The following is a 13,793-nucleotide window of genomic DNA, read 5'->3' as shown; positions in this document are numbered from 1 at the left end:
TGGGCGGCACGGAACAAAGTTGAGCTCTGCTTCACCCCGACCTACGCCTCCTGGGCCAACCCCATCGAGGCCCAGTTCGGACCGCTGCGCACCTTCGTCATCACCGGCTCGAACCACCCCAACCACCCCGCGCTGACCCGGCGGCTGCAGGCCTACCTGCGCTGGCGCAACGCCAACGCCCGCCACCCCGACGTCCTGGCCGCCCAACGCCGAGAACGCGCCCGCATCCGCAGCGAACGACAACGACGCTGGGGCCAGCCAGCTACCCGAGCAGCCTGACCCCAACACCGCAAACGTTCGTGGTCACAGCACTAGAGGGCGGTCCCTCCGCAGTCGCGGAGTTCCTCACTATTGGATATGTGGCGGCCATCAACCAAGACAACCGAATTCAGGCATCCCGACTCATGGCGGTTGGGGGTAGCGAGGTGAGGCGCACCGCCGAAGTCGCGCTACGTGGCACCCCCGACGAGCTCCAGGAGTGGCTTGACCGGGGACATCATGTCGCCCGGGCCCGCGACGATGAAGTTTTGTCCGTGGCCGAGCTGGCTAAGCTGGCGGTTGAGGCCCAAGCAGTCGCAGCCGAGGAACTGGTGGCAGCGAAGGATGCCTCGACCCGGGCGCAGACCGCCGCGCAACTCGCCAGAGAGGCCGCCGAACGGGCAGCCGACGAGACCGAGGCAGCGCAGGGGGCAGCGGTGAAGGCCACCGAGTCAGCCGGCCGGGCTGCCGACGCCGCTACCCAGGCCGCAGACGCCGCGCAAGACGCTATTGCGGCAGCAAAGTCGGCGAACACCGCGGCACGAGTCGCGGCGAACGCCGCCACGCGGGCCGCATCCGCCGCCGCCGCCGCAGGCCAAGCAGCCACCGACGCCTACAATGCCGCGTCCCGCGCCGCAGTCAATGCCTCAGATGCCGATGCCGCCCGCGCCGCGGCCGAGAAAGCCCGAGACATCGGCAAGGCTGCGGCCGAGGCCGCCGACGCGTCCAGAGCGGCCGGTGACGCCGCAGACGCCGCTGGAGACGCCGCGAAGGCCGCCCGTGCTGCATACGGTGACTCGATCGCCGCCGCATCCGCTGCGGAGCGCGCCGCAAACCAGTCAGGAGTCTCCGACCGGGAGGCCGCCAGGGCCCGGGCCGCAGCGGCACGCGCCCGCCGACTCGCGGGTGTCGCCGATCAGGCTGCGGACCGCACCGAGGCACTGGCCCGGCAGGCGGCAACGGCCGCCCGAGACTCCGCTACCTTCGCCGCGCAGGCCGCGACGCACGCAAACAACGCGGCAGCCGAGGCCGAGCGGGCCGCGGAGCATGCCGGAGATGCAGAGACCGCGGCGGCCGAGGCGAACCTGCATGCAGGAAACGCCGCCACCGCGGCCACGACCGCCACCGAGGCGGCGGCCAAGGCCGCCGAGATCGAGCAGACCGCCCGCGAGGCCGACGCACTACGCCTGGAGACCGAGACGGCCGAGGCGGTAGTCGAGGCGAGCGCTGCCCGTGAGGCCGAGGAGGCTCTGCCGGTACAGTCGCTACCGGACACCCCGGAGTACGACCGGGTTGGCCCGGCCACACAAGCGCTCATCGACGCCGCCTCGGCACCGGACGCGACCTCGGCCGTATTGCTCAACGAGGGCCGGCAGGCGCTGATGGACCTCATCCAGACCGGCGGCCCGTGGACTCAGAACATCGCCCGGGACGCACTGGCCGGTACCGAGGCCGACATACGGCTGTTCTTCACAGCTGGCCGCAAAGACGCGGCCGAGCAGGACGACCGCACGCGAGTGCTGGACATCCTGGAGAGCAGCGACAAGCCCGAGCTTCGTGCCGCCGCGCGCACCGCGTTGCAGGGCAGCCACGAGGACGTTCTGGAGTTCCTCACCTACCCGGCATACGACGGGAAGGTCCAGGATGACCGCGTCGAAATCTCCCGTGTCATGGCTGAGGGTGGGCCGGCAACCGCGGCGGCTGCACAGGCCGCGCTGACCGGTACGCCCGAGGATGCTCACGCATTCCTGCGCACCGGCCGGTACTCTGCCGCCGCTCAGGACGACCGGGTGGCCATCGCGGCGCGGATGGAAGACGCCGGCCCCGAGGTGACAGCTGCCGCGGAGATCGCACTAGTGGGTCCGCGAGAGCTTGCTCGCCGGTTCCTCACGAGCGAGCAGTACCGTGCCCAGGTCCGTGACGAGGACATCGCCATGCACGTGAGCACCGTCCGCAGCTACGTGACGATCGCCGCCGAGGCCGCCGAGTTGGCCAATCGGGACGCCGCCCTGGCCGCCTCGGTGGCCGCGCAAGCAAACGGCTATGCCGAAGAAGCACAGGAGTACGCCAACCAGGCGGCGCAGTCCGCCGTGCAGGCGCAGGTGTATGCCGCCCAGGCCGCCCAGTCCGCGGCGTCCGCCAAGGCCTCCGCCGAGCGCGCGGCGGCGTCCGCGGAGACCGCACGCGATGCCGCCGACTCGGCCGCGCGGGCCGCCGCCCGCGCGAAGAGCTCGGCGACACAGGCCAAAGCGTCAGCCGCGGCCGCCCGGTCGTACGCCGCCAGCGCGCGTACGTCGGCTGCGAACGCCCGCAAGTCTGCGCTCGAGGCAGGAAAGAGCGCGGCAGAGGCCAGTGAGGCCGCGTTGGAGACCCTCAGGGACGCGATGGCCAAGCGCGAAGCTGAGCTGATGAACGATGACGCAACCAACGCCGACTCAGTCATCGTGGGCAAGGACAGCGACCTCGACCCGACCACGCCGTCCGGAAATGCGCCATTCGGCTCCAAGGAGGCGCCGTGGTGGAACTTCGGCTCCGAGCGGCAAGACCTGTGGCTCCAGAAGCAGGGGGTCTGTCTCGTGACTGGTGACGGGCAGGCGTGCGCGTTGTGGAACCACTACTACAGCCGTAAAGGCACAGACTTCCAGGTCAACGTGGATGACTACCTGCTCGACAACCAGTTCAAAGCTAGAATCGACAAACAGCTCAATTATATGCTTAATACGAGTAAGGAACATTGCCCGGCCTCCAGCAATAGCTGCGATTTTCGGCTGGACAGCCTCTGGTATGGCATCGAGATGACCGAGAACACGGACTACTTCCTTGGCGTACGGGGCGTCCAGGTGCGAATCCGCGGCACCGTTAAGGTGAGCCACCTCGGAGACCGCGTTCACCTTGGCGGTCAATACGATGTCGAGGTGTACAAGGATTGGAACTTTGACAAAGGTGAAGCCATCGGTCCGATGGGCATCATCTCGTTCGACGGCGCCGCCGCAGCACACGAATACGGCATGGGCCGCGAGTTCGTGGTCCGCGGCCGCAGCAGCACCCAGACCATCAACCTGGGCTGACCAAAGGTGAGTACGAGCGTGCGCAAGCGGATCATCGGTGGGACAGTCGCGTTGGTCGTAGGACTACTCGTGGGCACGCTCGTACTCCAGTTGCGAGGCACAACCCGGTTCGATGACCGGGCCTACTCGGGCAGCAGCTGGAGTATCACCCCGGAGGAGGTCTTTACCGACTTCGACCTCACGCTTCCTGAGTGCACCGACGGACGGATGCGGTACTGGGCGGGCAGCCTGGAGCTGTACGTAAGGATCACCGCACCGTCCGAATGCATCAGCCAGTTCATCGCCATCAACCGATTGAGAAGCGGTGAGGTGACCATTACCGGTCCAGTGATCCTCGCCGACACGGCGGAGCGAGATGTGGAGTTCGGATGGCAGTCGTCCTCTAGCAGGAACTACACTCCATTCCGGCGCGAAGAGAATTGGAAGAACAATGTGGAAACCCAGGCGATCGCTGACGACGGCACCGCCGAGCGGTCCTTGTACTTACACGCCTGGCATCAGTAGTACAGGCCCGTCGCATGCAGCATACAACGCTTGTTCGACCACCATTACCTAACAACTGGCGAATTACTTCATGTTGTCTAGCGCTCGTCGACTGCGCATACATGAGCCACATGCATGGCGTTCAGATCACGGCCGGATGACCGCTGCCGATCTTGTTGTGATGGGTGAGTATTAGGGATGCAACCCTGCCAACCGGACGAGATACTAACCAGTTCACAGGTTTCTGAACTGTCCACGTTGGTCGTGGGAGAATGACCGGATGACGAGGAATGGCCGTAGAGCTACGCATGAGGAACGTATTCGTGCTGTCCAGTTGATGGAGAGCGGGTGGCGGGCTGAGGCTGTCGCTGAGGCGCTCGGGTCAGTCGTGGGTCGGTGTTCGCGTGGCGCAAGGCGTTCCGTGAGGGTGGGTTGGAGGCGTTGTCGACGAAGTTCGCGGGGGGTCGACCGACGATGCTCAGCGATGAGCAGATGTTGCGGGTGTACACGTGGATCGTGGGTTCGGATCCGCGGGCGCACACGTTCGGGTTCGCGTTGTGGACCCGGCAGATTGTGCGGGATCCGATCGCGCGTGAGCTTCGGGTGCGGTTGTCGTTGCCGACGGCGGGGAGGGTCTTGAGGAAGCTTGGCCTGTCGGCGCAGCGGCCGGTGTATCGGGCTTATCAGCAGGACCCGGAGAAGGTGCGGGTGTGGAAGCAGGAGACGTTCCCGGTGATCAGGGCGCAGGCTGCTGAGGTCGGCGGGGAGGTGTTCTTCGCTGATGAGGCGGGTGTCCGCACGGATCATTACGCCGGCACCACCTGGGGGCGGATCGGGCAGACCCCGGTCGTCGTCGCCACCGGCGACCGCAAGTCGGTCAATATGATCTCGGCGATGAACGCGAAAGGACTGTTGCGGTTCCAGGTGTTCGAGGGCACGTTGAACGCCGGCCGGTTCGTCGAGTTCTGCAAGCGGCTCCTCGCCGACAGCAGCGGACCGGTGTTCCTGATCGTGGACGGGCATCCCGCCCACCGGGCGAAGGAGACCAGTCGGTACGTCGAATCCACCAACGGGCAACTCAGGCTATTCTTCCTGCCCGGCTACTCCCCGGAACTGAACCCCGACGAGTGGGTATGGAAGAACGTGAAACACGACCGGATCAAACGTGCCGTCCCCCTGAACCAGGCGGACATGAAACGCCTCGCCATCGGCGCGCTACGACGCCTGCAGAAGACGCCCCAGATCGTGCGCGGGTTCTTCGCCGACCCGCATCTTGCCTACATCAGGGCATAACACCTGAAACGTATCCACAATCTAGAAACATACGATCGCCTTAGTAAGGGGGCAGCACTTGCACCGACTACCAGACGCTAGATCTGATTATACCGAGGGCACGTCAGGGACGACATCTTGCGTCAATTCCCTGCCAGGACCGGCAACACATTGGTAAACTTCGAACCATTGAGAGCATATCACTGGCCGGCACCGATTCCGATGCCGGCCAGTGGTTTTGCTAGCTCCGAAAACCCTGCGATTGCACTGCTCAGGTTTCTGTTGCAATGCCCTCCAGAAAGGGGCACCGCCACGGGCGGTGTGTCAGCTACCAGCGGCGGCTGTTGTCGGGCCAGGAGTTGTGGGGTTGGGCGGAGAGGATGGGATCCCAGCCGCTGCTGGTGGTGCCGGTTGGTGCGTACGGGGTGATGTCGGTGCCGCTGCCGTTGAATGGGGATGTGTCCAGGTAGCCGGTCACCACGCCGTTGCCGTCGCGTCGGTAGTAGCGGCCGCCGCCGGGTGAGAACAGTGCGGTGGCGTCGGCCCAGCCGCTGGTGGCGAGGTCTGCGCGGCTCCAGTCGTTGGCGCCGACGGCGGTGTAGGCGATGAGGGCGCCGGCGTTGGTGGTTGCCAGCAGGCGTCCCGCACCGGTGGCGGCCAGGGTGGGTACGCCGAAGCCGCTGCTGACGATGACCGTTCCGTTGATCAGGTCGGTGGCCGGGTCCGCGGGTTTGGCCTTGGTCACGGTGTATCGCAGCCACTTGCCGCCGGCGCGGCCGAACAGGGAGCCGTGCCCGTCGTAGACCAGCAGGTCGTGGGTCCAGCCGCCACCGAGACGCTCGGCGGTGCGGGTGAAGGTCAGCGGTTGGGTGCCGGTGATGTCGACCCGGTGCAGGCTGCCGGTGTCGGTGGTGACCAGCAGGGTGTCCGAGTTGAGGGTTGCCAGCGCTTTCGGCGTGAACCCGAGGGTCTGTTCCGATACGGTACTGGCCACCTTCGCCCCGGTGACCGGGTCCAGTGCGGTGTAGGAGAGGCGACCGTCTGAACTCACCCCGTACACCGACACCAGTCCGGTCCACGGCCGCGCCGACAGCAGCACCTGGTCCCAGCCGCTGCTGCTGACCGGATCGTTCGGGAAAGACTGGATGTCACTGCCGCTACCGTCGAACGGATTCACGTCGCGGTAGCGGTCCAACCGGCCGGTCGAGCTCCGCGCGTAGTAGTGGCCGCCACCGGGCGAAAGCAAATGCGTCGGGTCCGACCAACCGGTGGCGGCCAGGTCGTCTCTCGACCATGCCTCGGCACCGTTGCCGTGGATGGTGTACGACAGCAGGCGGCCGCCCGAGGCGTTACCCAGGATCCGTCCAGCACCCGGTGACGTGATGGCCTTCAACCCGAACCCGGTACCCATCGAGGTGGCCCGGCTGATGTGCTCGGCACCGCTCGGCTTCTCGGTGGTCAACGTCCGACGACGAAGCTCGTCCGTGCCCTCAAGGATGCCGTACAGCGACCCGTACCCGTCATAGGTCAGCCGGTCATACGGAGTCCACCCGCTCATAACCCAGCTGGTGGCGAAGGTCAACGGATCTGTTCCGGTGACGTCCACCCGGTACATCTTGCCGTCAGTGTCGGTGATCAGGATGGTGTCCTCGTTCAGCGTGGCCATCGCCTTCGGGGTAAACCCGAAGCTGGCCGCTGACTGACGATCCGCCCGCAGCTCACCGGTAGCCGAGTCGATCGCGCTGTAGGTCAACCGGCCGTCGGACAGCACACCGAAAATCTGCACATCAGCGGTCTGCTCACCGACCCATGCAGCGAGGTCGTCAACCCGGGTGGCAGTCGCCCCGTCCCTGGTCTCCGTCTCCCCCAGGCAACCCTTCTGCCACGAGGTGTTGCTGACAGCCACCAGCGCGGGCGCACCCTCGACATCCCGGAACACCGGACCCCCGGCGTCACCCTTACAGATAGTCGCCCCCGCCGACGCCCCCACCACACCGACGGTGGCCGTGGCGACATCCTGGACGGTGAAGGCGGCGGCGTGCAGGCGGTCCGGCACCCACTCGGTGGCCGTACGGCCGTAGCCCGCGACCGTCAGTGTCTCGCTGGCCGCCGGAGCCGTGTCAGCGAGCCCGACCGGGGTGATGTCGGTGACCGGTGCGGACAGACGCGCCAACGCCAGGTTCCGCTCCGAATGCGGAACTACCGCCACCACCGCACGCTCCTGACCAGCCGTCCCCGTCAGATCAGTACGGCCAATCAAAGCATAAGTGGGCTTCCCCGGCGCCCCCCGAACCACCGGCCCGGTGCCGTCACCGAGACAGTTCTTCGCCGTGAGCAACCAATCCTGGTCAACCAGGGCGCCCGTGCACGCCTGTTCATCACCGAACATGACCTTGGCGGTGAAGCCGTACGCCCCATCCGGAACCGGATCAGAACCACCAACAGCCCGAGCAGCACCGCCGCCCAACAGACCAGCCGCAAGCACAGCCCCGGTCAGGGCCGCACCCCACCGACGTAACCCGTGAACCGACAAAACATCTCCCCACACACAACGGTGCAACTCATACCGACACGAACGTCGGCTCGTTTCTTCTCCAAGGAACAGGAGGGAACCGATCGAAACCTTGGCGACAGCCCTAGATTTACTAGGAAATGCCTGACGTCAGACGCAACTCCACCAAGATCGCCTCGGGCCTTTCTCCTTGATCGCCAGTGTCGATTACAACCTGCCTATTCGGTGGAACTTCGAATGTCTGCTCGCCGTCCTCACCCAGGTCCGCGACAGCCTCGGCCGGGACACTGCCACCGCGAATGCCAAACGTTGCCGGGACCTCCAACGTCAGGTAGCCCTCCGCCCCCCTCGTTTGGAAGCAAAACCACACACCGTACGGAGCCGCATCCAGGGCTTTCTCCACCTGAATCTCCCCTACCGGACACCGACCCTCAGGGGAGCCATAGAGGCGCGACGACGAGAACCAAATATTCCCGTCCCCTTTGTAGACCTTTAATCCATGATCCACCAAGATCTGATCTGCACCGGGATGAGTGAAGTCCTCCACCAACGAGGGCGGTGAATCAGATTCTGACAACACCCCGGCAGCCGACGCCAGCGAGCCAGAACCTACCCCCACAACACCTGTCACCAATACGGCAACGGTGCCCCAAAATGAATTTTTCACACCCTTCTCCAATTCGGAACAATCATTCGAGACAGCAATCAAACGCGCTTACTCAAGGTCAATCTTCCCTACGGACACATCCAATCAAAACTACCCCGTCATGAGGCGTCACTGACGACTACCTATCGCCGGCACGCTTCGGTATTTCGAGGCACAGCTCCAATTACAGGCACGCCAAAACCGAAAGCCTTTCACTGTCACAATCCCAATAGAGAGGCATGCACACGAACCAGCGCGACCACCGACTCACCCCCACTCAAATGCCCCCCTGGGAAAACCAACGTGGCAGCCAAGCGGCACTAGGTGCGGCCGTCATAACCACACTCAAATCATGTATGCTGAAACGTGCACGACCGTCGCCGTTTTCGCAACCCCCAGCAACCCGATTGAGTCAGATTCAGCCGAAAAGTAAACCTCCGCGCCATGCCTGCGGATTTCCATGTCGCACATAGGATCTACAGAAAACCGCCCAAACTCGACCTTCTCCAAGCCCCCGAAAATGATTTGAATCTGAACTACATTCAAGCCGTCACGACGCCATTTTTCGGGCATCCTTGCCGGAACCGTTGATAGATCGAGCCGAATTTTCAGTGCCGGTCCATCCCTGTCTAGGCAGACCTCATGAATGTGCACAGCTTCAAGCGTCGGGGGTTCGGCCCCATAGATAGCCAGTACTCGCTGCGGATTACTGAGAGCATCAATCCACTCCAACGTCAAACTCCCCGCTAATAGTTGTAGTGCTGAGCCGTGCCAGGAACCTTACCATTCCTGGGGTTGTCAAACGGGCGCACATTTATGTGAGGGCCTTGGTCGCCCACACCACCTTCATTGAAATAGTGACCATTCGAATGATCCTGAATTATTACCCGACTACCGTCACCGCGCGTGTAAATATACTCGCGTGTCATCACTGGAGTTCCGTCAGGATTCAGGATCGGCCGGCCATCCCTGGTCGTCATCTTAGTCATTCGTAGTTCGTCATGCACCTGACTCTTTGGAATACCAAGATCCCTCTTTGCATCCGCAAATGCTGCACCACGAGTCGGAAACCACTTAACCGGTGGCACGCAGTCGGTGTTAGAAACGAGAACGGAGACGTCGCCCACAAGGACGTAATAGGTGTGAAAGTCGGCGATGGTGAGGTTGTGAACACGGGTATCGCTGATACGTTCGGCGATGGTGGTGATCGAGGTGAATTTTCCGCCATTAGTACGGAGTTGGTCGCCGGAGGTGAGTTCGGCGGCCGGCATCCAGGTATGCCGCTCGGGTAGCCAGAACGGGTGGCTGGTGGTGGCGGTGATGGTTTCAGTGCCATTGTCGACGTCAGCATTGATGCCGATGTCGACGAGGTTCTTGGTGCCAGTACTAGTCACGGTCGCAATGACGGTCTTGCTAGCAGTTACACCGGTATCGATGTCGGTCGCGGCGACGACATCGCCTGCGCTGACTTGCTCGATCGGGATACTCGTGCCATCGGCAAGGAGGACTTTGGTGCCGGGAATGAAACTGCTCGTAGCCTTGCAGCCCTTGGCGAGGCCCTCGAAAATACGAATTATGTTTCGGAACTTATCCTCAGAACGGCCTACCTTAGCCCCAGTAGCACCCCAACCCGCCCATGGGACCATAGCGCCGAGACCAAGGAGACCACCGACCCAGTCCCCACGGCCAAAGGAGATTGCGGCATCGGCGGCGTCACAGACTTCACCCGCACCAGGGACTAGACCGCACGCCATGAGCGCATACTGGACCATATCCAGCACAACCTCAGGGTTGTCCTGAACGAATTCGTTAAGTTCATCGGCCATCCGGCAGCCAGGTCTGTCGCTGCTGCCGGGGAAGCTACATGACTGCTGGTATCCAAGAGCCACCGCAAAGTCAGCCACGACTTTCGCGCACTTCCAGTTCAGGTCATCTATGTCGACCAGGCATCCCCACGTCCGGTGCTGATCCTGCGCGGTACCGGACCCGTCGGTGCTGCTACCCGGTTCGGTGCTACGCCGAGCGGCCTCCCACTCTTCGACTTTCGTAAGGTAGGTGTCAACGGCCTCCTTAGCGGCCAAATCGGCAGCAAGCGCGTCCTCGCCGGCCTCCACCGCCGCAGCCCTCGCGTCCTCCTTTGCCTGATACGCATATTGTGCGTCAACCCTCGCTCGCTGTGAGGCGGCGGTGGCAGTCGCGGCGGACTGCGCGGCTTTGTCCGCGCTGGTCTGGGCTTTGTTAGCGGCGTTACGGGCAGTGGTGGCGGACTGAGCTGCCTGATCAGCGGAGGCTTTCGCTGCGCTGGCCGAATCGGCGGCGTCATTGGCGTGACCAGCGGCGATGTTTGCCGCGTCAGTGGCCTGCTGGGCGTAGGCTTGCGCTTCGGCGGCCTTACCGGCCGCGTCCGCCGCGACCCGCTGCGCCTCGGCTGCATCCGCCAACGCGGTCTGCGCATACTGCTGCGCCTCAGCGATCAGCGCCTTCACCGCCGCCACGTGCGCGGCCTGCTCTTGATCGCGCTGCGCCGCCTGATACCGCGACACCGTCAGGAAGTATGAAGCAAACGATTCCGGCCCCGCCAGAGCCACTTGGCCAGCAGCCTTCACCTGCGGACCGCCGGAGTCCATCGCCCGAAATACCTCGAGCCGCTCATCCGCGCCTCGCGCCACATACTGCCCCTGCCGCAAAAACGCGTGCATGTCTGCGGCTGAGCCCGACAGCGCCTGCTCCGCCGCGGTCGTCACCGACGGCCCTGCCCCATCCAGCATCCGATAGATCGTCAGCCGGTCGTTGTAGAACTTCCCCGAGTAGTCTCGGGTCCGTAGAAACTGTTCCACTGCCGCGTCATCGCCGGCCAACGCTGCCTGCGCCGCGGCTTTTTCATTCCCATCCGGCAATACGTCGATCAGATGCCACACCCGTGCCCGGTCATCCTGACCCACTGCGACCCGTCGCCCATCGGTCAACCAGGACCGCAGCTCGACCTCACCACCGGCCAACGCCTCCGCAGCAGCGGCCCGCGTCCACTCGCCTCCGGTGGTCAACAGGTTGATAGCCGCCCGACGCCCCCGGTCCAGCACCACATCCGTCGGCGCCTCCGCCACGGTGGCCTCGTCCAATAGCTGTCGGGTAGCAGGATCAACCCGATCCTCCTCCGCGGTGTCCCACAACAACTCACGGTTCCACGCCACCAAGTCACCGGCGGCAAGGTTGGCCTCCTGCTCCGCCGCAAGCTGCTCCTGCGCGGCCAGCACACCCTGCTCCGTGGCCTCCTCCAGCCTCGTCTCATCCTCCTGCCGAGCCAGCGCCTCCAACTCCACCGCCTGATTCGCCGCCGCCACCGCGGTATTTGCCGCCGCCACAGCCGCCGCGGCGTGCTTAGCCGACTCCTTCGCCGCGTTCGCCGCGTCACCCGCCGCCTCAGCCGCTGCCTCCGCGGCATCCGCCGCCGCTTCCGCATGCGCCGCCGCCTGCGCCGCGAAGTCGAACGCCTCCTCCGACGCCGCTGCCGCCGCCACCGCGAACTGATACGCCCGATCCGCCGCTCGCGCAGCCGCCGAGGCCAACCGCTGCGCCTGCGCCGCCGCCGCCCGCGACCGCGCCGCCTGCTCCGCCGACACGCCCGCATGCCCCGCTGCGGCATTCGCCGCCACCGCCGCCTTATCAGCATTCGCGCTTGCGCTCTTGGCCGCCGTAGCTGCAGCCTTCGCCTGCGCCAACGCCCGATCACGCTCAGCCCGAACCTGCTCCATCTCCCGCGCCTTCGCCGCCGCGTCCCGCGCCGACTCCGCCGCCTCCCGCGCCGCAGACGCTTTGCCTGCATCCGTGCGCGCATCGGCCGCTGCCTGCTGAGCCCGCGCCGCCGCCCGCGCCGTCAAGGACGCCGCCGTCGTCGCCTTACGCGCCGCGTCCGACGCCACCCGTGCCGCCCGCATCGCCGCGTTCGACGCACCCACCGCGTCCCGCGCCGCATCCGCCGCACCCCGCGCCGCATCCGCCGCCCGGCCCGCCGCTGCCGATGCACGTCCCGCATCGCCTCCAGCCGCAGCCGCCTCCTGCGCAGCCTCCTGCGCCGCCTCCTTCGCTTCTTGCGCAGCCGCCGCTGCTCGACCCGACCACTCCGTCGCCGCCAGCGCCTCTCGCGACGTTGTCTCACCAGCCTCCTTGGCCTGCTCCACCAAACTCCGAACAGACGCCAACTCCTCATCCCGGGCCCGCGCCACGAACTGCCCGGACTCCACAAACTCCCGCAGTTCCTGCGCCGAGCCCGCCAACGCCTGCTGAGCCGCCGCGTCCAACACCGGCCCGCTGTTGTTGACCCCCCCGGTCAACATCCGCGTCACCGCCAACCGGTCATCAGCGAACAGCGCCTCATGGCGGCCCTGCGCCAAGAACTCCGTCAACTCCTCCGGCGACCCCGCCAACGCCTCTTCCGCGGCGGCCTGCACCGTTGGACCACCCGACTCCAACCACCGATACGCCCGCACTCGTTCATCCGCAGCCCACGCTGACTTCCACCCCCCGTCAACGAGCGCACTTAACTCCTCATCAGAACCCGCCAAGGCGTCCAACGCCGCCGTCCGCATCGCCGGGCCATCCATCCCCGCCAACACCCGTGCCGCTGCTCGCGTGTCCGCCCGGACGGCTTCAGCCCGACCCGACTCGAGGAACTCCTGGACGTCCTCATCCGACCCCAACAACGCGGCTTCCGCCGCCCGACGTACTGATGGACTACCCGACAGTAGATCTGCCACGACCCACGCACGCTCATCACCCACCTCGGCTGCCCGCGCCGCAGATCCTGGCGGCAGCAACGAAGCAACCACTACCGACACCATGACGACAGCGACCCAGCGCACCCACGACGGGACAAAACGCCCCGAAGCAGAAATAGCATCAAGCCGCATCGACCAACTAGCCACAGTGTCTCCCCAAGGTAGATAGTGCCTCGGAATCCTAGCCCAGCTTCCATCTGCCGGTGGACCTGAACGCTCCGGCCAGGTGGAATTTCGCGATCACAGTCGCAATACGATATAGGAAGCAAATATCCGACAGATGGGGCTAGTCGCAGAAGTCCTGTTATCGAAAGCAGTTCAAATAGTCACGAGCAGCGACATTCGCTACAAAGGAAGAGACACTGACAACCCAAAGTCCCAAGACCGAGAGTCGTGATCAGTACGCCGCTACCAACACCCAGGGCTATTGCGTAGTGCCGTTTAGCCTGTTCACGGTCGGTTTTCCGGTGGTCACAGCGGTGATGAGGTCGTGGGGACGCTGGCTGGCTTCGCGGGTGGCTTCGGCGATGTTGGTGGCGCCGTTGAGGCGGTGGTGCCCGATCGAGGTGTTACGGAGGGTGGCGAAGACAGCGGGTCCGTTCCCGGTCCGGGCTTGATGCGCATCTTCACGTAACGTGACATCTCGTACATAGTGCACCCTGTTTTCGATCTGCCACTCCGCCCGAGCCCAGGCGCCCAGATCGACCGGCCGGGCCTGACCGGCGGGCAGGGAGATCGTCAGGTACGCCGTCTCGCGGCTGGTCTTGCCTTTGACCGTG

General features: G+C 64.9%; 5 protein-coding genes and 3 pseudogenes. 4 read left to right on the top strand and 4 right to left on the bottom strand.

The window, feature by feature from the left end; translation table 11 throughout:
• From T398_RS25920 to T398_RS25905, 4 genes and pseudogenes are all read left to right on the top strand, one after another.
• Positions 1–279: pseudogene (locus T398_RS25920) on the top strand (IS630 family transposase); the annotation flags it as partial.
• Between the two features lie 80 nt (positions 280–359).
• Positions 360–3,326, top strand: a complete 2,967-nt coding sequence (locus tag T398_RS25915) for an ALF repeat-containing protein (RefSeq protein WP_496450438.1) — start codon at positions 360–362, stop codon at positions 3,324–3,326.
• Between the two features lie 18 nt (positions 3,327–3,344).
• A complete protein-coding gene (locus T398_RS25910) occupies positions 3,345–3,830 on the top strand; it encodes a hypothetical protein (RefSeq protein ID WP_018833046.1) in 486 nt (161 codons plus the stop codon).
• Between the two features lie 369 nt (positions 3,831–4,199).
• Positions 4,200–5,102 (top strand): annotated as a pseudogene (locus T398_RS25905) (IS630 family transposase); the annotation flags it as partial.
• Positions 5,103–5,409: 307 nt separating this feature from the next.
• On the opposite strand, the gene T398_RS25900 reads toward T398_RS25905, so the two are convergent.
• The 4 genes and pseudogenes from T398_RS25900 to T398_RS25885 all read right to left on the bottom strand — a co-directional run.
• Positions 5,410–7,614 (bottom strand): trypsin-like serine protease, encoded by a 2,205-nt coding sequence (locus T398_RS25900; protein ID WP_496450437.1) that lies wholly within the window; start codon positions 7,612–7,614, stop codon positions 5,410–5,412.
• Positions 7,615–8,584: 970 nt separating this feature from the next.
• Positions 8,585–8,971: an Imm50 family immunity protein gene (locus tag T398_RS25895; protein ID WP_496450436.1), complete on the bottom strand. Its 387-nt coding sequence runs from the start codon at positions 8,969–8,971 to the stop codon at positions 8,585–8,587.
• Between the two features lie 14 nt (positions 8,972–8,985).
• Complete coding sequence (locus T398_RS25890; RefSeq protein ID WP_496450439.1) at positions 8,986–12,993, bottom strand: HNH/endonuclease VII fold putative polymorphic toxin; 4,008 nt, start codon at positions 12,991–12,993, stop codon at positions 8,986–8,988.
• 445 nt (positions 12,994–13,438) lie between these two features.
• Positions 13,439–13,793, bottom strand: a pseudogene (locus tag T398_RS25885) (ISAs1 family transposase); the annotation flags it as partial.

The organism is Salinispora goodfellowii, from assembly GCF_059570675.1.
The sequence above is the reverse complement of the archived record's forward strand: the minus strand, read 5'-3'. Positions and strand labels throughout refer to the sequence as shown.